Annotated in this window: 22 protein-coding genes and 1 pseudogene; 8 read left to right on the forward strand and 15 right to left on the reverse strand. The window is 45.7% G+C overall.

Annotated elements, in window-relative coordinates; genetic code table 11:
- Positions 1 to 13: 13 nt before the first annotated feature.
- From sucA to cdaS, 7 genes are all read right to left on the reverse strand, one after another.
- Positions 14 to 2,848, reverse strand: a complete 2,835-nt coding sequence (gene sucA, locus NSQ37_RS16475) for a 2-oxoglutarate dehydrogenase E1 component (RefSeq protein ID WP_015240008.1) — start codon at positions 2,846 to 2,848, stop codon at positions 14 to 16.
- A gap of 227 nt (positions 2,849 to 3,075) precedes the next feature.
- Positions 3,076 to 4,992: a vWA domain-containing protein gene (locus tag NSQ37_RS16480; protein ID WP_012117751.1), complete on the reverse strand. Its 1,917-nt coding sequence runs from the start codon at positions 4,990 to 4,992 to the stop codon at positions 3,076 to 3,078.
- A 10-nt stretch (positions 4,993 to 5,002) separates the two neighbouring features.
- A complete protein-coding gene (locus tag NSQ37_RS16485) occupies positions 5,003 to 5,893 on the reverse strand; it encodes an AAA family ATPase (RefSeq protein ID WP_003153758.1) in 891 nt (296 codons plus the stop codon).
- A 77-nt stretch (positions 5,894 to 5,970) separates the two neighbouring features.
- Positions 5,971 to 6,561, reverse strand: a complete 591-nt coding sequence (locus NSQ37_RS16490) for a superoxide dismutase family protein (protein ID WP_012117752.1) — start codon at positions 6,559 to 6,561, stop codon at positions 5,971 to 5,973.
- 82 nt (positions 6,562 to 6,643) lie between these two features.
- Positions 6,644 to 7,885: a C40 family peptidase gene (locus tag NSQ37_RS16495; protein ID WP_032869970.1), complete on the reverse strand. Its 1,242-nt coding sequence runs from the start codon at positions 7,883 to 7,885 to the stop codon at positions 6,644 to 6,646.
- Positions 7,886 to 8,205: 320 nt separating this feature from the next.
- Positions 8,206 to 9,417, reverse strand: coding sequence for a macrolide family glycosyltransferase (locus NSQ37_RS16500; protein ID WP_007407965.1), 1,212 nt, complete (start codon positions 9,415 to 9,417; stop codon positions 8,206 to 8,208).
- 118 nt (positions 9,418 to 9,535) lie between these two features.
- Complete coding sequence (gene cdaS / locus NSQ37_RS16505) at positions 9,536 to 10,162, reverse strand: sporulation-specific diadenylate cyclase CdaS (RefSeq protein WP_007407964.1); 627 nt, start codon at positions 10,160 to 10,162, stop codon at positions 9,536 to 9,538.
- A 277-nt stretch (positions 10,163 to 10,439) separates the two neighbouring features.
- Here cdaS and NSQ37_RS16510 point away from each other — a divergent pair, with 277 nt between their 5' ends.
- Together NSQ37_RS16510 and NSQ37_RS16515 are read left to right on the forward strand one after the other, a co-directional pair.
- Positions 10,440 to 11,798, forward strand: coding sequence for an MATE family efflux transporter (locus NSQ37_RS16510; RefSeq protein ID WP_341124216.1), 1,359 nt, complete (start codon positions 10,440 to 10,442; stop codon positions 11,796 to 11,798).
- A gap of 13 nt (positions 11,799 to 11,811) precedes the next feature.
- Positions 11,812 to 12,660, forward strand: a complete 849-nt coding sequence (locus NSQ37_RS16515; RefSeq protein ID WP_015240014.1) for an STAS domain-containing protein — start codon at positions 11,812 to 11,814, stop codon at positions 12,658 to 12,660.
- Between the two features lie 27 nt (positions 12,661 to 12,687).
- Here NSQ37_RS16515 and bshB2 read toward each other — a convergent pair whose 3' ends face one another.
- The 4 genes from bshB2 to rarD form a co-directional block, all read right to left on the reverse strand.
- Positions 12,688 to 13,353, reverse strand: a complete 666-nt coding sequence (gene bshB2 / locus NSQ37_RS16520; RefSeq protein ID WP_007407961.1) for a bacillithiol biosynthesis deacetylase BshB2 — start codon at positions 13,351 to 13,353, stop codon at positions 12,688 to 12,690.
- 17 nt (positions 13,354 to 13,370) lie between these two features.
- On the reverse strand, positions 13,371 to 13,721 hold the full coding sequence (locus NSQ37_RS16525) for a YojF family protein (RefSeq protein WP_007611980.1): 351 nt from the start codon (positions 13,719 to 13,721) through the stop codon (positions 13,371 to 13,373).
- Positions 13,718 to 13,996, reverse strand: coding sequence for a hypothetical protein (locus NSQ37_RS16530; RefSeq protein ID WP_003153742.1), 279 nt, complete (start codon positions 13,994 to 13,996; stop codon positions 13,718 to 13,720). The genes NSQ37_RS16525 and NSQ37_RS16530 overlap by 4 nt, the downstream gene beginning before the upstream one ends.
- Before the next feature lie 67 nt (positions 13,997 to 14,063).
- Entirely contained in the window at positions 14,064 to 14,960 is an 897-nt protein-coding gene (gene rarD, locus NSQ37_RS16535; RefSeq protein WP_007407959.1) for an EamA family transporter RarD, read from the reverse strand.
- A gap of 97 nt (positions 14,961 to 15,057) precedes the next feature.
- Here rarD and NSQ37_RS16540 point away from each other — a divergent pair, with 97 nt between their 5' ends.
- A complete protein-coding gene (locus NSQ37_RS16540) occupies positions 15,058 to 15,522 on the forward strand; it encodes a hypothetical protein (RefSeq protein ID WP_003153738.1) in 465 nt (154 codons plus the stop codon).
- 35 nt (positions 15,523 to 15,557) lie between these two features.
- Here the strand turns inward: NSQ37_RS16540 and NSQ37_RS16545 are convergent, their stop codons facing one another.
- Entirely contained in the window at positions 15,558 to 15,797 is a 240-nt protein-coding gene (locus NSQ37_RS16545) for a hypothetical protein (RefSeq protein ID WP_003153736.1), read from the reverse strand.
- 202 nt (positions 15,798 to 15,999) lie between these two features.
- Here NSQ37_RS16545 and NSQ37_RS16550 point away from each other — a divergent pair, with 202 nt between their 5' ends.
- Both NSQ37_RS16550 and NSQ37_RS16555 read left to right on the forward strand, forming a co-directional pair.
- Complete coding sequence (locus tag NSQ37_RS16550) at positions 16,000 to 16,389, forward strand: tautomerase family protein (RefSeq protein ID WP_015240015.1); 390 nt, start codon at positions 16,000 to 16,002, stop codon at positions 16,387 to 16,389.
- 62 nt (positions 16,390 to 16,451) lie between these two features.
- Positions 16,452 to 16,804, forward strand: a pseudogene (locus tag NSQ37_RS16555) (hypothetical protein).
- Between the two features lie 39 nt (positions 16,805 to 16,843).
- On the opposite strand, the gene NSQ37_RS16560 reads toward NSQ37_RS16555, so the two are convergent.
- Positions 16,844 to 17,185 carry a winged helix-turn-helix transcriptional regulator gene (locus tag NSQ37_RS16560; protein ID WP_012117759.1) on the reverse strand — a complete coding sequence of 114 codons (342 nt, stop codon included), beginning with the start codon at positions 17,183 to 17,185 and terminating at the stop codon, positions 16,844 to 16,846.
- Positions 17,186 to 17,314: 129 nt separating this feature from the next.
- Between NSQ37_RS16560 and NSQ37_RS16565 the strand changes: the two genes are divergently transcribed.
- Positions 17,315 to 17,923 carry a nitroreductase family protein gene (locus NSQ37_RS16565; protein WP_003153727.1) on the forward strand — a complete coding sequence of 203 codons (609 nt, stop codon included), beginning with the start codon at positions 17,315 to 17,317 and terminating at the stop codon, positions 17,921 to 17,923.
- A gap of 43 nt (positions 17,924 to 17,966) precedes the next feature.
- Here NSQ37_RS16565 and NSQ37_RS16570 read toward each other — a convergent pair whose 3' ends face one another.
- The gene (locus NSQ37_RS16570; RefSeq protein ID WP_341124224.1) at positions 17,967 to 18,569 is read right to left on the reverse strand and encodes an alpha/beta hydrolase; all 603 of its coding nucleotides are present in this window, start codon (positions 18,567 to 18,569) and stop codon (positions 17,967 to 17,969) included.
- A 2-nt stretch (positions 18,570 to 18,571) separates the two neighbouring features.
- Positions 18,572 to 19,495 carry a ring-cleaving dioxygenase gene (locus tag NSQ37_RS16575; RefSeq protein ID WP_341124226.1) on the reverse strand — a complete coding sequence of 308 codons (924 nt, stop codon included), beginning with the start codon at positions 19,493 to 19,495 and terminating at the stop codon, positions 18,572 to 18,574.
- 185 nt (positions 19,496 to 19,680) lie between these two features.
- Between NSQ37_RS16575 and NSQ37_RS16580 the strand changes: the two genes are divergently transcribed.
- Together NSQ37_RS16580 and NSQ37_RS16585 are read left to right on the forward strand one after the other, a co-directional pair.
- On the forward strand, positions 19,681 to 19,881 hold the full coding sequence (locus NSQ37_RS16580) for a DUF3311 domain-containing protein (protein ID WP_003153716.1): 201 nt from the start codon (positions 19,681 to 19,683) through the stop codon (positions 19,879 to 19,881).
- Positions 19,881 to 21,371 (forward strand): sodium:solute symporter family protein, encoded by a 1,491-nt coding sequence (locus NSQ37_RS16585; RefSeq protein ID WP_012117763.1) that lies wholly within the window; start codon positions 19,881 to 19,883, stop codon positions 21,369 to 21,371. Before NSQ37_RS16580 ends, NSQ37_RS16585 begins: the two co-directional genes overlap by 1 nt.
- Positions 21,372 to 21,396 lie beyond the last annotated feature (25 nt).

The following is a 21,396-nucleotide window of genomic DNA, read 5'->3' on the forward strand; positions in this document are numbered from 1 at the left end:
TTTCATTTCCCCCTTAGTTTTTGCGAGTCAAGCTATCAGATACAATGCGTTCCTGTTCTTTTTTGTGGACTGTCGGATCTCCTTCTGCGGGACTGGATCGTCTTCTTCGGCCGATGTATTGGACATTTACTCCTTTTGGCGCGATTTCCGTCAGATACGGGCTGATATAACTCCATGCCCCCATGTTCTGCGGCTCTTCCTGAACCCAAACGATCTCTTGCAGGTTCGGCAGTTTGGCGAAAAGCTCCTTCGTATCTTTTGCCGGGAACGGATACAGCTGTTCGATTCTGGCAATATGAAGCCAATCCTTATCGCCTTCCATTTTGTTGAAGTGATCGCTGATATCAATTGACACTTTTCCGCTTGATAATACGACGCGAGTCACTTTTTCGTAAGCATGGGAAAGACCGGACTGCTCATAGACAGGCTTGAATCGGCTTTCGCTCAGTTCCTGCACTTCAGATACCGTATTCGGGTTGCGCAGCAGGCTCTTCGGCGTCATGATCACAAGCGGGCGGATTTCCTCACGAAGCAGCATTTTCGCTTGTCTTCTTAAAATATGGAAATACTGAGCCGCACTTGTCAGGTTGGCCACCGTCCAGTTGTTTTCCGCCGCCAGCTGCAGGAACCGCTCGACGCGGCCGCTGGAGTGTTCAGGGCCCTGCCCTTCGTAACCGTGAGGCAGCAGCATGACCAGTCCTGATTTTTGTCCCCATTTTGCCCGTCCTGCAGATATGAATTGATCAAAATAGACTTGAGCCGCATTGGCAAAATCCCCGTACTGCGCCTCCCACATCACAAGCGTTTCAGGCGAATACACGTTGTATCCATATTCAAAGCCGAGAACCGATCCTTCAGAGAGCGGGCTGTTATGCACCGTAAATGAAGCAGCGCAGTCGTCTAAGTGATGGAGGGCAACAAATTCTTCTCCTGTTTCGCTGTCATGCAGCACAAGGTTTCTTTGAGCGAACGTTCCGCGTTCTGAATCCTGTCCGGTCAGCCGGATCGGCGTGCCGTCTTTCAAAATGGAAGCAAACGCAAGCGATTCAGCCAATGACCATTCAACTTTACGGTCATCATCAAACGCTTTTGCACGTCTTTCCAGGATTCTTTTCAGCTTGCCGAACACGTTAAAAGATTCCGGCCAGTTGATAAGTTCGCCGTTCAGCTTGCGGAGAACATCAAAATCAATGGCTGTGTCAACGTCTGGAAAACCGTTGGACACCGGTTCCGGCAATTCAATTTCCCGTACGGCGTCTTCTTTTTTGGCGGGCACCTTTTTATAGGCGTCTTCAATTCGTTTTGTCACTGCCGTTTCGATGTTTTGCGCTTTTTCCTCGCTGATCAGTCCTTCACTTACGAGTTTTTCCGCAAAGATCCGCTTGACAGTCGGGTGTTTTCTGACGGCTTCATACAGCATCGGCTGTGTCGTTGACGGCTCATCCATTTCATTGTGGCCGTACCGTCTGTACCCGATTAAATCGATTAAGAAATCTTTATTGAACCGCTTCCGGTATTCAACCGCAAATTTAACGGCTGACAGGCATGCTTCCGGATCATCCGCGTTGACGTGAACGATCGGAATTTCATAGCCCTTCGCCAAATCACTGGCATATTTCGTGGATCGTGATTCATCGCTTTCAGTTGTAAAGCCGATCATATTATTGGCGATGATATGAATGGCCCCGCCGACCTGATAGCCTTTCAGAGAGCTTAAGTTCAGCGTCTCGGCGACAATGCCTTCTCCCGGAAACGCTGCGTCACCGTGAATTAAAATGGCGAGCGATTTTGTTTCGTCTTGAACCGGGTACCCCTTTTGCGTTCTTGTTTCCTGTGCCGCCCGCGTGCTTCCTTCAACAATCGGATTGATGAATTCCAAATGGCTCGGGTTGTTTGCAAGCGTAATCCGCGCGCTTTTGGTTTCAGCATCCTGAAGCTGTCTGTCTGCACCGAGGTGGTATTTTACATCGCCCGTCCAGCCGTAGCTGATGCCGGTCGATCCTTCAGACGGCACAAGGTCTTTATTCGGCGCGTGCTGGAATTCTGAGAAAATAATCTCATACGGTTTGCCGAGCACATGCGCAAGCACATTTAAACGGCCTCTATGCGCCATTCCGATATTGACATTGGTTGTGCCCGCTTTCACAGACTGGGCGATAATGTCGTCAAGAACCGGCACAAGCGCGTCTAATCCCTCAATTGAAAAACGCTTCTGACCGACGAATGTCCGGTGTAAAAATTGTTCAAATCCTTCTACTTCCGTCAGTCTTTCTAAAACGGCTGACAGTTTTTCCGGTGAATTTTTCCGGAACAGTTCTCCGGATTCGACCATTTTTGTAATCCATGCGCGCTCTTCGAAATCATGCACATGGTCAAACTCGAAGGAGATGGTTCTTTTATAGGTATTGCGTAAATGCTGGATGGCTTCTAAGCCGTTTGTTATATTGGCAGGTGCGTCTTTACAGATGACAGACGCGGGTATTGCTTTCATTTCTTCTTCTGTAAGCCCGTACTCGGATAACGGAAAGAGCTCGCTCTTTTTCGGATCCTTTCTGAGCGGATTGACGGAAGCGTTCAGATGGCCATAGGTTCGAATATCTTCTGCAAGTTTAACTGCTGCTGCGATCTTTTGAATCAGATCTGCGGTGACGCGTCCCTGTTCCTTTGTACCCGATGCCTCTTTTATTTGGCTTGGCGGAGCGCCGAGTTCGTCAAACATGTCTTTCAGATCCGGATCAATGCTGTCTGGATCTTCAGCATATTGGTCGTACAGCTCCAGTGCGTAGCCGAGGTTCGGTCCGTAAAAATCTTCCCAATTCATTCTTTGTTTCATATTATTTTGAAACATTTGAATATTACCCCCAACCTAGATAATCAAGTGATCAATTCACTATCTTGAAATAACTTTTGAACGCTGTGCCCAAAATTATGTAATAAAAACGCTTCCAAGGATATTTTACCACTGATTGCGTTTGGATTCTACCTTGATTGTTCACAAAATAGTAAAAAAAACAGATCAATACCGAAAAAATTAAATCATTTTAAAATAAAAAGCGAAAAAGCATAGGAAAAAGCCTATCCTATGCTTTTATGAAGCAGTTTTTTCAAGAGCGGATACAGCACATCGGGCAGCTGATCGACATCCGGAACAAAAATACTGTACTTTCCGTACATATCCTGAATGGTTTTCATCTGTGATTCCTCTATTGCAGTATTGGACAGAAAAACATTTATGACTTCTATCCCTTTTTTTCTCGCTTCGATGACAGCCTCGCTCGTATCGACGATGCCGTTTTGTTCGTATCCGAATGCTGCCGGCTCTCCGTCTGAAAACACGATTAAAAATTTTTGCGCCTCACTCCGCCGCATCAGCTGTTTCGTCATTTGTCTGATGGCGTATCCGTCTCTGTTATCTTCTTCAGGCGCAAGCTGCATGATCAGCGGACCCGCCGCCTGCAGCAGCGACTCTTCAAACGGAATGACGGTATTGAAGAAATTCGGCTGGCTCGTTTCAGTCGCTTCGTTCGTATCCTCCCAAAATCCGACGATCTGGTGCGGTACGGACACTGATTTCAAGGCTTCATGAAAAAGAACGATCCCTCTTTTTGTTTCATCCATTTTGTCGAACATGCTGGCCGAACAATCGACAAGCAATGTAAAAACGGCGTCAATGTCTGAAGACGGGTCCTGCTTTTTAAAGAAAAGGCGCGGGTTCCGCTCCGTAAAATAGCGGATCAGTTTGCGATTCAGCCGGCCTGCGTGAAGGTCGGTCCGCGGGAGCGTCTTTTTGTGCTCAAGTGTTTTTTGTATCATCTGCTTCAGGCGTTTTTGATATGATTCTATCGTTTTTGCCTGTTCTTTATAAGACTGCTCCTCTTCAGGAGACGCTTTATGAGGCGTTTGATAAACCGGGAAGGCAAATTTGTTTTCTTTTCCGTCAGCCAGCCCCGCGCCCTCATGTTCATCCTGAATGGATTCAAGCGCTTCCAGTTTGGAGTAATCCTCTCTTTTCGTCTGACGTGCGGAACCTTGAACGGAGCCGAGCGCCTGGTCACCGTCATCGCCTTCTCTGGCCGCGTCTTTCCCAAGATCTGATTTCGCGCCGTGCTCAATATCAAATTGAAGGAAACTTTTTGACGGCGCTTCGGTTTCCCGGTGCCACGTATTCATTTTCTCTTCAAGGATTTCTTCATCTCCGTCGGAAGACTCAGGGAGCGTGAGATCGTCACTTAACGAAGGCGCTTTTTTTACACTTTCGAATAAAGGCTCTTCAGCCGCTTTTTCGTAATCAAGTTCCGGCAGAAAAAAGTACGTGTTCAGCATATCTTTCTCAAGCACTTCATCAAGGCCTTCCATGAGGTCTTCCGTTATTTTTGCGATTTGTTCCGTAGAATCCGCCTCATACACCCGGATGAGCTGACGTTCAATATACGGTATCATCATATCAATATGTTCATGCATGGAAGGAATGCCTTCAAGCGGAGACTCAGCCGTCAGCTTGACAAACATCGCGCAATACAAAGCGTCGGTGAAAATGCTCCGTTCTAAATTCAATGTCAGCTGCGTCGTGAAATATTTCCTGTACATCTCCCTCCGCTTCTGAAAAACACGTTTCGTTCCCGGCCGTTCTTTTTTGATCAGCTCTTCAATTCTGATATCCTCAAGCAGCATAAACAGCTGCTTGGCAAAGCTTTGGCGGGTGAAATGCCGGTGAACGTCATTTAAAAACCCCGCAAATTCCCGAAATGAGCTGCTGCGTGTTCCGACAGCGCGCAAATAGACATCGCTTTTCAGGCCGGCTTCCATATCCCCGGCTGATCGGTCTTTCCAAAAGTGGCTCATGTAAATTTTCTTTTCAAAGGGATTGTAGTAAGACTGCACGCCGTATTCCACTTCAACTTCACTGCTTCTGGTCAGTGTTTTGGCCAGATCAGTCAGCATCATGAACAAAAACGAATCAATCGTGCTGTCATTAAATTTGATAAACTTCATTGTATATCCCTCATTCGAACAGCGTTTCTGCAATATTTCTGACAGCGGCTTTTTCCCTGTCATCGTCAAGTTTTTCTACGATGCCTCTTTCAATCGCCCGTTTCGGCGGGATGTACGCAGCCAAGTCGCACGTATCAATGAGAGCCCTGATGGACGCCGCTTCTTCTGACACTTGTCCGTTATGCGCTTGTGCGATTAAATCAGAAGACAGCGTCATAAAGCGCTCAATTAATTTCTCATCTTTTAAGACAGACTGAGAGGTCAGCACCTGCTTCAGGAGGCTTCCTTTAATATACGGAACATCAATGATGACAAAACGGTTTTTAAGGGCTTCGTTCAGCGGAACGGTGCCGACGTAGCCTTCATTAATCGCGGCGATAACACCGAATCCTTCGCTTGCCTTAATCACTTCTCCTGTAAAGGGATTTGTCATCATTTTTCTGTAATCTAGCACGCCGTTTAGAATCGGAAGGGTTTCAGGCTTTGCCATATTGATTTCGTCAATGTATAAAAAATGTCCCTCGTTCATTGCGGTTGTTACAGGTCCGGGAACGAATTCAATTGTCGCCTGTCCCTGTTCATTTTCAATCGTTTTATAGCCGACAAGCGCTTCTGCATCGAGGTCTACGGAGCAGTTGACGCTGTGCATCGGTTTATGAAAATAGTTCGAAAGCGTTTCCGCCAATTTAGTTTTCCCTGAACCCGTCGGTCCTTTTAATAAGATATTTTTTCCCATAGTCAAAGCAATGACGGCATCGAATACAATCGCTTTATCTTCGGCCTCATAGCCTGATGATCCGATTAAATCCCGGAATTCTTGGGAAACGGGATGATTTTGATAAGCCTGCAGTTTGTTTTGTATATCTTCCGGAAGTGATAGGTGCTGTAATTCTGAAGTCATAGGTGATGTTTCCTTTCCATTTGTATTCCATAACCGAGTATACTAAAAAAGCCCTTGTATACTCAATACAAAAGGGCTCATTCCCTGCGGGCGCTTTTTGTCAGGGGAGCGCAGGCGATTCTGGCTCCGGAATTTCCGCTCGGGTTTGTCAAATAATCGTCCGTATGTTCATGAATGACGAACGCGCTTCCGTCCCGGTCGAGCAGGCTGAGTCTGCTCCCTTCTTTTAATGAAGTTTGCGGCGCGTTCATAATGACATCCACTTTACCATCAGCCCCCACTTCAAGATTGGGGAGATCCCCGGCGTGATGACCCATCGGATTGTTGAAGCCGTGTTCTTTGTTCAAAGGGTTGAACGGACCGCCGGCTGATTCGAAATCAGGTGCCTGACATGTCCCTTTTTCATAAATATGAAACCCGAGAGAAGTGCCGGGCGGCAGATGCCCCGCTGATATATGAATGTCTGACCCTTCATCATCAGATTCCCTCACTTCGATATATCCGATCGTTTTTCCGTTTTGATTGATGAGTCCGGCATGCTCACGGTATGCAGATGCTTCCAATGCGCGGCTTTCCCCATGTTTTTTGGGCGGAACAGGAGCGGGTCTCCCCCCGCAGCCGCAAAGCGTAATTGATACGAGCATGAGAAAAAGCAAGAGACGATTCATGCTTCCTCCCCCTTATTTTTTTACCCATCAGTCTTGTCAAAACGTGAAAATGGTAAACAAAAAAAGCCCCGAAAGGCTTTTTTTAAAAATAACTGCGCGCTCCTAAATAAGCTTTTTTCCAATACGGATTGCTTAAGTTTGAAACTTCAACCCCGGAGGAGCTTGCGTGAATAAAATCTCCTCCGCCTAAATACATCCCCATATGAGAAGGGCCCGCTTTATATGTCGTAAAGAAGACAAAGTCGCCTGCTGACGGCTGGCTGATATGTTTCATCGTATTCCAATATCCGGCCGTGCTCAGACGGGAAACAGAGCTTACCTTATTTAAAAGGTAATAGATGTAACCGCTGCAATCGAAGCCCGCAGGCGTATTGCCTCCCCAGCGGTAAGGCACGCCGACATGTTTTTTCGCCTCGCCTATCATTCTGTCAATCTTTGACCCTGTCACCGGAGGTTCGGGAGTATTCGGCTTGTTTGGTTTTGCCGGTTTGTTATCCGGCTGCCGCACAGGATCTTCTGTTTTTCCCGTTCCGTTAATCACCAGAACTTGTCCGATTTGAAGCACATCAGTTGTCAATTTATTTTTTTCTCTGATGAGCTGAGCGGTGATGCCGAACCGATTAGCAATTTTCCAGAGGGAATCGCCTGCTTTTACTTTGTAAGTGGATGGCTTCTCAGAAGGGTTTGAATGAGATGGCGGTGTTGTGCCGCTGTTTCCGTTATGTGAAGAACCTTTGATCTTTAACACTTGATTCGGATACAGCATGTCTGATGTTAATTGATTCAGCTTTTTCAGTTCGGCGATGGTGATCCCGGTTTGATTGGCGATTTTCCACAGCGAGTCACCCGGCTTCACAGTGTAAGTCCCTGATGCGCCTTTATCAGGCTTTGTCTGTCTGCCGCCTCCGTCCGTGCCGCCGGCAGACCCTTTAATTTTCAGTTTCTGGCCAGGATAGATGACATCTGAACTCAAACGGTTCAGGCTTCTCAGCTCAGAAACGCTCATTTTGTATTTTTTTGCGATCACCCATAACGAGTCTCCGTATGTAACTGTGTAGGCACCCGTGCTTCGTTTTCCCTTTTGCCCCGTTTTATGTGTGCCGCTGCCGTCGGGAATGTGCAGCCGCTGTCCTGGGTGGAGTATCGTTGATTTCAGTTTATTTTCCGCCTGCAGGGCTGAAATACTTGTATGATATTGCCGGGAAAGCTTCCAAAGAGAGTCGCCGCTTTTTACTTGAATGGTTTTTGCTTCAGCGGGATGCACGGCGAAGGTTGAAGTCATTACTGCAGATACAGCCAGTCCGGCTGCGATTTTTTTCTTCATATAACGAAAAACCTCCTATTTATCATTGCTGAAAGGGACGTTCCTTTTCTTTGGACGCCGCCTGTTATGCAGGATTCATTCAGAAGTCGACATTAATTCCGATTCATTTGGCCTTAGATCATCACCAATGCCACACATTTTACATAAATTGAGAACATTTCACAAAAGACTTTGGAATCATTTTCATAACATGGCTTTTTTCCGCGACATTCCACCTTTCTTGTCTGTTTTTCATACAATTCTCTTTACGGCGTGAAAAATCCTCCCGAAAAACAATCAAAAAAAGCCCGCTTCCTTTAAAGGAAGCGGGTGAGGGCTGATTACAGAACCCGGGTCTCGGCAGTTTTCACGTCTTCTGCTATCAATTCCGCTGCACGCTGTGCTCCGCCGGCCGCTTTCAGGGATTCTCCGATTTCAGAAGCTTTTGTCTGATATTCAGGATTTTCGCTCAATTCTTTTATTGCTTCAGTAAGCAGTTCCGCTGTTACATCTTCTTTTTTAAACATTTTGCCCGCGCCCGTGTTTTCCACTTGGCTTCCGACGGCGAACTGATCTGCGCCCATCGGAATGACGATCATCGGGGTTTTGTAGTAAAGCCCCTCGCTCGTACTGTTCATTCCGCCGTGAGTGATAAATAAGTCCGCTCTCTTCAGGATCTCAAGCTGCGGAACATAAGGCTTGACAATGACATTCTCAGGAATTTCATCAAGCTCCGCCGGATCAAGATGTTTGCCGATTGACATGACGGCTTTTCCGTTAAAGTTTCTGACCGCTTTTAAGCATTTATTAAACAATTCCTTCTGATTGTTAAAAATCGTACCCATGGAAATAAACAGGACTTTTTCTCCTTCAAGCTGTTCAAACGGGAAATCTTGAGCCGCCGCCCTTTCGGTTATGGACGGACCGACAAAGAGATAAGAATCGCCAAACTCTTCTTCTTTCGGCTGAAACGCTCTTGAAGTAAATACGATGGTTTTTCTGCCGTCATTTGAGAAAATATCATACGGCGTTTTAATGTCTGCGCTGAATTCTTCATTGAGCCGGCTGACCGCTTCGGTATAAGCCGGATAATGAGATGATTCCTCTGATACAAGGTTTGTATTTGAAAACACTTCTTTAATAAATGCTTCATTCATTGCAAATGTCGTACAAAGTGAATATGCCGGCAGTTTCAGCTGGTTTCTCACGAGCCTTCCTGCCAGAAAATGATGATCATACAGGATGTAGTCGTAGGATTCATCTTTTACTTCCTCAAGAATACGGAGTGCGGCTTTTTTGGAAGTCTCAATCATTAATAGCAAAAACTCGGTAGCGTCCCGCTGTTCATCACCCGTTGCGTTTTTTCCGAATTCATCTTTACGGAAATCTTCATATTCACGGAATTCCGCTCCGCTTGACGCGATTTTGTTCTCATATTCCTTCACGCCGTAATATACGACATGTTCCCCTTTTGCCTTCAGTTCTTTTACGACGCCTAAAGACGGATTGATATGCCCTTCTCCCGGAAAGCCGATCATCAATACATTTGCCATCTTTCCACTCCCTATTCTTTTAAATTTTATGTATATTTAAACGATAACATCAATACAGAAAAAGGTAAAGATGTTCACCTTATTAATATTAAATGGGTACAATATTCCCATTTTCTTATTATTTCGTATGAAGCGCCCGCGGCGAAACAAGCGGATACAGTCCGCCGTCTTTAGCAAAGGACATTTTTCCCGTTTCTTCTGAAACAACGAGCACGAGTGCATCAGTCACGGCCGAAAGTCCCATCGCGGCCCTGTGGCGCGTCCCGTATTTGAGATCGACATGTTTTGTTGTGAGCGGAAGCACATTGGCTGCTGATACCACCCGGTTTTCTCTGACCAATACGGCTCCGTCGTGAAGCGGATTGCCGGGATAAAAAATACTCTCAATTAAAGCTGCACTGATCTCGGCATGCAGGCTGGTCCCTTTTTGTATCATTCCGTCCAGCGGATCTGCACGTTCAATCACAATCAGCGCTCCGTGTTTTTCTTCCGCCAGATGCTGCACAGCCCTCGCCAGCTCTGTATAGGAAGGCGTAAAATGTTCGATATATGACTGCAGGTAAAACGACGAAGCGACAGCCTGCATTTCCTGAAACGTATGTCCCAGTTCATCTAATTCGCAAAGAAGGCATTGGTCTTTTTCATCCAATGTCCGCAGTATCATTCCGGCATCCTCTGTAATTTGTTTTAAATACGTTTGAACGGCAGCGGTAAACGCGCTTTCCGTCATTTGAGTGTGGCGCATGTCACATCAGCTCCTTTCCCTTATTTTCTGCATCGCGCGCATGGATATGCGCCGCTGTGTGCACCATAATCATGAAAGGAGGCGCACATCATATGGAATTCGCACGGCTGATGCAATATATCTGCACCTTTTTAGGGGTCATTTCACTTTCATTCATTTATGCCAAGATGTTTAAAAAGCCGAAACCGGACAAAAAAGAGTAGGCCGGCTTTCATTGCTTTTTATACATAAAATGTTATAATTTCTCTCGTTAAAATAAAGAAACGGGGAACCTAACTTGAGAGAAACGAACACGATCGGCCAAAAGGTCAGACAGCTGTTACATATCTTCATTCCGATTTTAATCACACAGGCGGGCCTTTCCCTGATCACCTTTTTGGATACGGTGATGTCAGGGAAAGTGAGCGCTGCCGATTTAGCCGGGGTTGCAATTGGTTCAAGCCTGTGGACGCCGGTTTATACGGGCCTGGCAGGAATATTAATGGCCGTTACGCCCGTTGTTTCGCAGCTGTTTGGAGCCGGCAGACAAAAGGAAGTGCCGTTTTCCGTCATCCAGGCCGTTTATGTAGCGGCCGTTCTCAGTGCGGCGGTTATCCTGATCGGCTTTTTCACCGTTGATATGATCTTGGGACATTTGGGCCTGGAACCTCGTGTCCGGACGATCGCCAAACACTTTTTAGGATTTTTATCCCTCGGTATTTTTCCTTTGTTTGTGTACACCGTTTTGCGCTCGTTTATTGATGCACTCGGCAAAACGCGAGTCACTATGCTTATTACGCTTTGCTCATTGCCTATTAATTTTGTTTTAAATTATGTATTTATTTTCGGGAAATTCAACATGCCGGCATTGGGAGGAGTCGGGGCGGGGCTCGCTTCCGCCCTGACTTACTGGTGTATTTGCGCCATCAGCTTTTTTATCGTCTGCAGATTTGAGCCGTTTGCCGGGTACTCTGTATTTCGGAAACTGTACCGTTTTTCTCCGTCTGAATGCAGAAAGCTTTTGAAAATCGGATTGCCTATCGGTTTTGCGGTATTTTTTGAAACGAGCATTTTTGCGGCTGTCACACTGCTTATGAGCCATTTTCAGCCGGTGACGATTGCAGCCCACCAAGCGGCAATGAATTTTGCTTCCCTCTTGTATATGCTGCCGCTCAGCGTATCCATGGCCATGACCATTTTGGTCGGCTTTGAAGCAGGCGCAAATCGCTATAGAGATGCCCGCTCATACAGCTATATCGGGATCGTGATGGCGCTTAGTTTTTCTTTATGCACGGCGGCTTTCATTTTACTGTTCAGACCGCAAATCGCCGGAATGTATACATCAGATCCGGCTGTGCTCATGTTGACACAGCACTTTTTAATCTATGCGCTGTTTTTCCAGCTTTCTGATGCCGTAGCAGCTCCGATACAAGGCGCTCTGAGAGGATATAAGGATGTCAACTATACACTCGGCGCGGCTTTTGTGTCGTATTGGATTATCGGGCTTCCGGTCGGTTACGCAGTCGGCACTTATACGGGCCTCGGGGCATACGGCTACTGGATCGGGTTAATTGCAGGACTTGCCGCAGGAGCTGCCGGTTTATTCTTCAGACTGATGAAACTGCAAAAACATTATGTGAAAAAAATGATTTCATAAAGGAGGAGAAGCAATGCCAAAACATAAACTGCTGTACGATTATTTAACTGAACGGGCGGAGGACATCAGTCAGACATGGTTTGATACCCTTCATGATACAGATCCTGATTCTGTTTATGCTTCTACTGACCCGGCTGTACTCACGAATCTGAAAAAACAAAATCTGGCGTTTAATTATCAGCTCAATCGGATTTTTTCTGAAGAGAAGGAAGTATATACAGCGGCATTGGAAAAGTGGGCGTTCGAAGCCGCACGGGATGAAGAACATTTAAAAACTCCCATCCATTATATTATTCGCGAGTTTATCAGAGTTCGTGATTTGTATGTCGGCCATGTCAAGCAGTTTACCAGACTTTATTCAGACACCGTGACAGAAGAAGATGCCGAAGATATATTCCATACGCTGATTAAATCTTTTGATGTGGTCATTCATATTTTCATAGAGGAAATGTATAAAAACACAAACATTCAGCTTGAAGCGCAAAAAGAATTGATTACCGAGCTGAGCTCGCCGGTAATTGTGCTTTTTGACAATGTCGGACTGCTGCCGCTGATCGGGGATATTGACACGGCAAGAGCCAAAATGATCTTGGAGAATACGCTGCACCAGTGTTCAGAGAAGCGCATCACGCAGCTGTACATTGATTTATCGGGCGTAGCCATGATTGACACTATGGTTGCCCAACAGCTTTTCACCTTAATTGAATCACTCGGAATGCTCGGCGTGAAAGCGACATTATCCGGAATCCGTCCTGAAATCGCCCAAACCGCAGTGCAGCTGGGACTGAGTTTTTCAAATTTATCAATAAGGTCTTCGCTTGCAGAAGCGATCGCTTCCGATCTGACACAAAAAAAGGGATAAGGCATTTCAGCCTTATCCCTTTTTTTATCAGTCTTTCCACGGATATGTCCAATACACTTCTTCTTCAAACCATGTCTGAAGAACCGGCTCGTTATTTTTTATTTTTTCTTCCAGCTCTCTCAGCATGCCTTCCGTTTGGGTGCGGTGCGCTTTTAAGGCATTCATTTTAATATCGGCAACCTCTTTAATATCAAGAATAACATCAGGCTTGCCGACGGCTTCCTCCCTGTTGCGGGTGATTGCCATGCAAAGCGTGCGCGGGCGGTCCTCTTTTTTCTTTCTGTAAAGCGCTCTGATAACCGCTTCGCCGCATGCATCATGATCCGGATGGACGCCGTGCTCCGGATAGAATGTGACAATCAGACTCGGTTTTACATCGTCGATAATCTCTTCCATCATATCAGCGAGCCACTCGTCATCTTCAAATTCAAGTGTTTTATCACGAAGCCCGAGCATTCTCAGGTCAGTAACGTCCATTGCTTTGCATGCGTCGATCAGCTCTTGTTTTCTTAACAGCGGCAGTGTTTCACGGTTCGCGAAAAAAGGATCTCCCATGTTCCGGCCCATTTCGCCAAGCGTTGCGCATGCATACGTAACGGGAATATCTTTTTGTCTGTGTAAAGCAATCAGCCCTGCCACTCCGTATGATTCATCATCAGGGTGAGGCAGGATGACGAGTACATGTTCTTTCATGATTTTCACCCTTTTCTTTAAACTGTAAACGGCTTTTCGCTGATTTGAAGCGAAATCGCCAATTTTCCGCCCGGCAGATGCCCTGCCATTAACAGACGGTCTTCGTCATCTACTGTATACTCAGTCAGACCTTCTGCGTAAATCCAGCCTTCTTCCGTTTTCAAACCGACGCGGTACGGGCCGTTTCCTTTGATTTTCGCCTGATGGTACGTCACTTTTGCATTGCGTATATAGGCTACAACCGTCATGTTTTTCTCATTCAGATGCGCTGAATAAGAACCGGTCGTTGTTTCCAAATGGATATATACAGGACGATCGGCATATCGCTCTAAAGAAGTTTGCACATCTTCTTTTATGATCGCTTTCATAGCTGCTCCCCTCTTTCTTCTTTTAAAAATTGCAAACGCTTCGTATGTAGTTCAACCAATTCATATTTCTCAATCGGCCGCAGCCGGGAATCTACAATTCGCTGCACCGCCAGAGCAAACTTTTCCTCGGGTGACTTCCGGAGCCTCGGATGTGTTCTTTGATCAAGCAGTTCAAGATCAATTGCCTTCTCCGCTTCTTCAAGAGTTGAAGCCGGGAGAGTGCGGTTATTCCACAGTGCCTGATAGGCTTTTGCTATGTCTTTATCAGTGCCCATTGTACAGCTCCTTTACATACTCGTAATGATTATACATAATTTAAGCTATCGCTGGAAAGCGAAAGGCTTAGCGGCTTTTTATCGGCCGCTTCCATTTTATCTGTGAAAAGGTAAACAAAAGCAATGCTGCCCATATACAAATGAAGGTAAACGCTTTTTGCCCGGAAAACGGTTCATGATACACAAATACGCCGAGCATAAGGGTAATGGTCGGCGCTATATATTGCAAAATGCCGACTTGATACAGCGGCAGACGCTTTGCCCCCTCTGCAAACAGCAACAGCGGCAGGGCCGTAAATACGCCTGCGAAGAATAGGAGCGCCCATGTTCCTGCCCCCAAGGACCCGGAAGTGCTCCCGTCAGCTGTATATCCTAAATAAATAAGTGCAGCCGGGGTAATCAAAAGCGTCTCCAGCGTCAGTCCGATCGTGCTGGACATGCGGGTTCTTTTTTTACATAAGCCGTACAGGCCGAAGCTGAATGCAAGCAGCAATGCGATATAAGGAACCGCGCCATATTGAAACGCAGATATGATCACGGCCGCCCCGGCAATAGAAACGGCTGCTGTTTGCATCTTGTTAAGCTTTTCTTTTAAGAATAGGATGCCCAAAAGAACGGAAACGAGCGGATTAATGTAGTACCCGAGACTTGCTTCAAGCAAAAAGCCGTGATTGACGGCCCATATGTACACAAACCAATTAACGGAAATTAAAACGGAAGCGAAAAAAAGCGCCAGCAGGCCCCCTTCCGATTTCAAAAGACGCAGTTCACGCCATCCGGTTTTCCACTTCTTAAGCACAGTTAAAAGCACACACATGAAAACAAATGACCATAAAATCCGGTGAGCTAAAATGTCCAATGCGGGTATTTGTTCAAGAAGTTTCCAATAGACCGGAAACAGCCCCCACATGACGAAAGAACAAGCGGTATAAATGATTCCTTTTCTTGCGTTATTCCCTTGCACGGCCTTCCCCTTCCTTTCTGTAAACAGATTATATTATATCACGGGAAGCTTCCGGCGGGCATATACTATGTTGTCCGTTAAGAAAGGGTGAGATGCCGTGTTTGATTGGAACAGATATTTTCCCTTCCAAAATCAGTTCTCTAAAGAAACGTTTAAAAATGCTGATCCGAAAGATGTCGAGACATATGTCAACCGAGTGATGGAAAGCGTATTCGGCGCCGGTTATGCCGGACAGTTCCCTTTTCGCGACCCAATGTCCAAAAAGGCCGATCCGGTCGAAGCGGAACCGCCCAAGCCGGAAATTGACCTGTTTGAAACATCCGATCATGTTTTTGCGAAAATTCCCGCAGAACAAGAGGAACTCGACCGTATCAGGATTAAGCATACGTCACACAGCCTCGTTGTAGAGAACAGCAGTCTGGGAGAAGGAAAAAAAGAAATCGTCCTTCCGAGCCTCGTCAAACGGAAAGGAACAAAAGCAGTCTATAAAGACGGGATGATTGAAGTTATGTTTTCAAAACAGGAAGACTACAATCTATCGGAAGTGGAGATTTTAAGATAAAAAAAACGGCCCGCGCGATGCAGGCCGTTTTTTCTTTAATAAAATGGCGGATAACCGCCGGCTCCCGGCCCGAAACCGCCGTATGGGACGCCTCCGTATCCGTAACCGGCGAACCCGTACGGATAGCGGGGTCTTGTAAAACCTGTGGCAATCACGCCTCCGAGAAGACCGCCTAAAAATCCGCCGAATAAAGGAGCGCCGAACAAAAAAGGACTTCTCGCCGGAAATCCGGCAGGACCGAAATTCCCGCGATACAATGCATGACGAGGGTACATGTTTTTCCTCCTTTATGTCTGCCTATTCTTAAGCGTATTCATAAAATGAGGAAATTGATTGGGCGATTGTAACAACATGTGCCTCTCTGTGATATTGCATTAAAGTATAAATATTTGGTTATAATTTGATTACATTTTGATTAACTGTTATACTTTTTTACAAGTTACGACATGATAAAAAACCATCAGGGGGAATAAAACAATGCCATTACTTCGTTTTGACGTTATTGAAGGCCGGGATGACGCAGCATTAAAAAAATTACTGGATACCGCCCATTACGCCATGGTTAAAGCTTTTGACGTCCCTGTAACGGACCGTTATCAGATCGTTCACCAGCATCGGCCTCATGAGCTTATCATTGAAGATACCGGGCTCGGTTTCAAAAGAAGCAAAGATCTTGTCATCATCAGCATTGTCAGCAAAGCGCGCACCGAACATCAAAAAGAAACGTTATATCAACTGATGGCTGATCAGCTTAAAACAGAATGCGGCATATCACCCGAGGACATCATGATTTCCATTACAGAAAACGGGAACGCCGATTGGAGCTTCGGGCTTGGTGAGGCTCAGTTTTTAACCGGGAAACTGTAAAAGGCCTCCCCGCTTGTTCTGAATGATTGCAAACTGAATAAAAGAGGGATGTATGTTGGTTAGTGAGTTATATCCTTTTTTGCGGATTTAAAGGATTAGAGACAAATCCCGTTTATAACGGCGAATATCAAAAAACATTGATATTTGCCCCTGCTGCGGGTTTGAATTCGGCTACAGCGAGGACCATGACGTAAGCTTAGGGTTTATTGTAACGCCTGATTATTTAATTGAATCGGCATTTCAGTTATACCGGAAACAGTGGATTGAGGGAGGAATGAAACTATTTTCTCCAAATGATGTCCCGGCGGAATGTAAAAATGATCATTTCCTTACATTTGATGCTTTATTAAAGCAATTAAAAGGCTTGAATCTTAATCTGAACAATTTTGATATTAATGGTTTTTATGACGGGTAAACATGATCATTAAGAAAAGGCTGCCTTGGGCAGCCTTTGTTATTCATCACATGTGTCGTTGGCAGATCCCCCGGGCTCGCAAAAACTGTCTGCCCATTTTTGCATTTCCTGAAAAACGGCTTGCAGGGCCAAGCCTTTATCAGTCAGTTTATAAATGACTTTGACAGGTGTTTCAGGCAGCACCTGACGCTCGACAATTTCATTTTGTTCCAGCTCTTTGAGCCGCTCCGCGAGCATTTTTTGGCTGATTGTCGGTATCGTTTCGGTCATATCTTTAAATCGTTTCGGCCCGTCCATCAGTACATGGATAATGAGGCCGTTCCAGCGCTTTCCCAAAAGAGAAAAAGCGGATTCCATTTTAGGGCACATTGTATATCCCACGTGAGTTCATCCCTTCATCTATGAATTGACAAGTTTTTTGTGATCCATTAAAATTAGTTTTCGAGTTACATTTAGTAAGCTTCTAACTTTTCTATTATGATAACACGTTTATCCGAAGGAGGAAACATGATGACATCCGTATTAGACGTTTTAAAAGAACGCGCATCTGTTAAAGAATACGATAAAGACGCGGTCATTACAAAAGAGGAATTAACAGAACTCCTTGAAATCACAACGCAAGCGCCTTCCGCCTGGAACCTTCAGCATTGGCATTTTCAAGTCTTTCACAGTGATGAAGCAAAAGCTGCCCTGCTTCCGGTTGCTTTTAATCAAAAACAGATTATTGATTCATCAGCAGTTATTGCCGTATTAGGCGATTTAAAAGCAAATGAAAATGGGGAAGACGTTTATGCTGAACTGGCTGAGCAAGGCAATATCACAGAAGAGATTAAACAAACGCTTTTAGGCCAGATTAACGGTGCATACCAAAATGATCAGTTTGCCCGTGATTCAGCATTTTTAAACGCTTCTTTAGCAGCAATGCAGCTGATGCTTGCCGCTAAAGCAAAAGGCTACGACACTTGCGCGATCGGCGGATTCAATAAAGAGCAATTCGTTAAGGAATTCGACGTGAGCGAGCGTTTCGTGCCCGTCATGCTGATTTCAATCGGTAAAGCCGTTAAGCCGGCGCATAAAAGCAACCGGCTGCCTGTATCTAAAGTGTCAACTTGGCTGTAAGATGAAAGAAACCCTTAATCCGCTTAAGCGGACTAAGGGTTTTTTATAGGAATCGCTCACTGTACCAGGTTCGTGCCTGCTCTGCTTCCTGCTGTGTGAGCTGATGACCGCCCTCCTGCCAAACAAGAGAAACGGATGCATGGGCATCTGTCAGACACTGATAAAGCTCCTCCGATTCTTCTTTTGTACATAGAGGATCGCGTTTTCCCGCACCGATAAACACAGGCATCCCTTCCATATCAGGCAGCTTCACTCCGCGTATCGGCACCATCGGATGATGCAGAACCGCTCCTTTCAGTCCATCTTTATAATGAAACAAAAGACTTGCTGCAATATTGGCGCCGTTTGAATAGCCGGCAGCAATCACGTTTTCTCTGCTGAATCCGTACATTTGCGCCGCTTCATCAATAAAATTCTTTAATTCTTCCGTCCGTTCAATTAAATCTTTCTCGTCAAATACGCCTTCTTTCAGCCGCTTAAAAAAACGGGGCATGCCGTTTTCCGACACTGATCCTCTGACCCCGAGCAGACTTGCGTTCGGATCGATAAAACGTCCGAGCGACAGAAGATCATGTTCATTTCCTCCCGTTCCGTGCAAAAGCAGCAGAACATTTTCTGACGTTCCCTGTTCAAACACATGTTTCATCATCATTCTCCTTTCTCCATTTTGGGCAGAACAGCTGTAATCTGGCTGCGATGCTCTTCCAGCCATTCCGGAAGCTTCAGCTCTGTTCCGAGATTTTCAAAGGATTCATCCGTCATAAACCCCGGTTCATCGGTTGCCATTTCAAATAAAATGCCGCCGCTTTCCCTGAAATAGATTGATGTAAAGTAAGACCTGTCAAGAATGTCAGATGAAGCAAGATGAGAATCAGCAAGAATATCCTTCCATTCCGCCTGCTCTTTTTCGCTAGTGCGGAAAGCGACATGATGAACCGTCCCGTAACCGCCGATACCTGCTTCTTTCGGCGCAAGGTCAACATCTATAATATGTCCGATCCGCGCCTCCGATTGCAGCCTGACAATCTGCTGTTCTTCTCCTGTCTTTGAATAACCGAAGCATTCTTTGAGAAATTGAATGGTTGCTTCAGGACGGTACGAGTACAGAAGAACACCTCTCATGCCTGTGATCGCTTCTTTTTCAGTAATACCCGCAGGCGTCCATTCACTCTGTCCGCTTCTTTCATCTTCCATTATGGCAAGCGGCAGGTCTTCTGTATCATTAAAGAGAAGCACTTGTTCAGACAGCATGATCTGTTCTTTTACAGACAAGCCGTTTCCTTCAAGCCGGCGCTTCCAAAACGCGAGTGCTCCTTTCGGCACGGAGAAATAAATTCTTCCGGCCTGCCCTTTTCCCACGGTTCCCGGGCGGCTTCCCTGAAAAGGAAAAAATGTAATGATCGTGCCCGGCTCTCCGTTTTGGTTGCCGAAATAAAAGTGATAAGTGGCAGGGTCGTCAAAATTAACGGTTTTTTTAACGAGCCGCAAACCCAGCACTTCAGTATAAAACCGAAGATTTTCAGCAGGATCTTTTGCAAATGCGGTAACATGGTGCAATCCTTGCGTATTCAATGTATTCACTCCTAAATATCTTGATTTCGAGATATTAACTATTTTAATTTAATATGAATGAATATGCAACTAAAGTGTTTCAGTTAAAAAAGTAATAGAATTCTTTTTTTTCTGAAAAATATCTTGTGATCTTATCTGACACCTGCTATGATAAGGAGCATTATCAAGTTTCAGGAGGAAAGTAAATGGTCAGAAAAGCACTAATTTTCGTTCTCATCTTAATCCCTTTCAGCCAGCTGGCCCTGCTGTCAGTCGCTAATCGGGTTCATCCGATCATTATCGGGCTGCCTTTTTTTCATTTCTGGCTGCTTTTATGGATCGCAGTCACTCCATTATGTTCGTTTCTTATTTATAGGCTGCAGAAGAAACAAGGAGGACTGGACTGATGCCCGCAAATATAACAGCATTGATCATTACAGCCGTCATCGTTTTAACCGTTGTCTGTATCGGCTTTATAGCCGGGAGAGACAAATCATCACGCACTTCTGTTGAGGAATGGTCTGTCGGCGGCAGACGGTTCGGGGGGCTCCTCGTCTGGTTTTTAGTCGGCGCGGATCTCTATACGGCTTATACGTTTTTAGGCTTAACAAGCACAGCCTACACAGGGGGAAGCGTTGCTTTTTTTGCAATCCCGTATTCTGTTTTGGCGTATTTTATCGCTTATTTCTTTTTGCCGAAGCTGTGGAAGGTGGCAAAAATACACAAATTAACGACGCTTGCCGATTATGCCCGTGAGCGTTTTGACAGTAAACTTTTGGCCAGTCTTGTCGCCATTGTCGGCGTTCTTATGCTCATTCCTTATATTTGTCTCCAGCTGAGCGGAATTCAAGATACGCTTCAGGTGGCCGGAACGGGTGTCATTAATGTCAATATGGTCGTCATCATCTCTTTTATTCTTGTAGCGCTGTATACTTTTTTCAGCGGAATTAAAGGGCCGACGTTTACGGCGATTATTAAAGACATTCTCGTGTGGGTGATTATGCTGTTTATGGTCGTGTCACTCCCGCTGATCCATTTTCACGGCTGGACGCCGATGATTCACACTTTGGCTGAAAAAGCTCCGCAAATGCTGACGATCCCGGACTCGGGGCCGAAAGGAATTCCTTGGTTTATCACAGCTTCCATCGTATCTGCGCTGGCGCTCTTTATGTGGGCGCATGCGGCAACCGGCGTATTTACGGCAAAAAGCGCAGATGCCGTCCGCAAAAACAGCATGTTTCTGCCGCTTTATAATATTGTTTTGATTCTTGTTATTTTTCTCGGCTTTATCGCGTTTCTTGTCCTGCCGGAAGATACCAATCCGCGGCTTGCTTTATTGAAGCTGATTCAAACGTCTTACGGCGGAGTCGCGCAGGGCTTTGCTTACTCCACGATTGCCCTTGCGTCATTGATTCCCTGCTCTATCATGGCCATCGGAGCATCAAACTTATTTGCGAATAACTTATATCGGGATTTGATTCACCCGAATGTGTCACCAAGCAAGCTGACGATGATCACCCGTTCAATGGTATTTGTCGTCATCGGACTCGCGCTTTTATTCGGCATGCTGTTCCCGACTGCGCTCGTTACCCTTCAGCTTCTCGGTGTTTCCGGCATGGTTCAGATCTTTCCGGCTATCGCCGTCAGTCTGTTTTGGAAGAATCAAACGAAAGAAGCGACAATTATCGGTCTTCTCGTCGGTCTTATCGTGACATTCACGGTAAATATCACCCAATCCGCCCACGGTATATATGAAGGCTTTTGGGGTTTGACCGCTAACATGGCAGCCGTTATTATCCTTAACCCGTTTTTTGTAAAAAAAGCGGCTTCAAACGCCGTCAAAGACGGTTTATTCAATAAAGCGCCTTCTGATCAACTGAACCAAAAAGGCGCTTAACAGAAAGAAGCCGGCACGTAAATGT

Origin of the sequence: Bacillus sp. FSL P4-0334 (assembly GCF_038004825.1) — a bacterium.
Classification (GTDB): domain Bacteria; phylum Bacillota; class Bacilli; order Bacillales; family Bacillaceae; genus Bacillus; species Bacillus velezensis.

Coding starts and splice junctions, on each gene's coding strand:
- NSQ37_RS16490 (WP_012117752.1), bottom strand. CDS start 6,561: ATGAATCGTCTCTTGCTTTTTCTCATGCTCGTATCAATTACGCTTTGC.
- NSQ37_RS16515 (WP_015240014.1), top strand. CDS start 11,812: ATGCCAAAACATAAACTGCTGTACGATTATTTAACTGAACGGGCGGAG.
- NSQ37_RS16570 (WP_341124224.1), bottom strand. CDS start 18,569: ATGAAACATGTGTTTGAACAGGGAACGTCAGAAAATGTTCTGCTGCTT.
- NSQ37_RS16500 (WP_007407965.1), bottom strand. CDS start 9,417: ATGGCAAATGTATTGATGATCGGCTTTCCGGGAGAAGGGCATATCAAT.
- sucA (WP_015240008.1), bottom strand. CDS start 2,848: ATGTTTCAAAATAATATGAAACAAAGAATGAATTGGGAAGATTTTTAC.
- NSQ37_RS16495 (WP_032869970.1), bottom strand. CDS start 7,885: ATGAAGAAAAAAATCGCAGCCGGACTGGCTGTATCTGCAGTAATGACT.
- NSQ37_RS16545 (WP_003153736.1), bottom strand. CDS start 15,797: ATGTACCCTCGTCATGCATTGTATCGCGGGAATTTCGGTCCTGCCGGA.
- NSQ37_RS16530 (WP_003153742.1), bottom strand. CDS start 13,996: ATGGGCACTGATAAAGACATAGCAAAAGCCTATCAGGCACTGTGGAAT.
- NSQ37_RS16565 (WP_003153727.1), top strand. CDS start 17,315: ATGACATCCGTATTAGACGTTTTAAAAGAACGCGCATCTGTTAAAGAA.
- NSQ37_RS16585 (WP_012117763.1), top strand. CDS start 19,881: ATGCCCGCAAATATAACAGCATTGATCATTACAGCCGTCATCGTTTTA.
- NSQ37_RS16480 (WP_012117751.1), bottom strand. CDS start 4,992: ATGAAGTTTATCAAATTTAATGACAGCACGATTGATTCGTTTTTGTTC.
- cdaS (WP_007407964.1), bottom strand. CDS start 10,162: ATGCGCCACACTCAAATGACGGAAAGCGCGTTTACCGCTGCCGTTCAA.
- bshB2 (WP_007407961.1), bottom strand. CDS start 13,353: ATGAAAGAACATGTACTCGTCATCCTGCCTCACCCTGATGATGAATCA.
- NSQ37_RS16485 (WP_003153758.1), bottom strand. CDS start 5,893: ATGACTTCAGAATTACAGCACCTATCACTTCCGGAAGATATACAAAAC.
- NSQ37_RS16525 (WP_007611980.1), bottom strand. CDS start 13,721: ATGAAAGCGATCATAAAAGAAGATGTGCAAACTTCTTTAGAGCGATAT.
- NSQ37_RS16580 (WP_003153716.1), top strand. CDS start 19,681: ATGGTCAGAAAAGCACTAATTTTCGTTCTCATCTTAATCCCTTTCAGC.
- NSQ37_RS16550 (WP_015240015.1), top strand. CDS start 16,000: ATGCCATTACTTCGTTTTGACGTTATTGAAGGCCGGGATGACGCAGCA.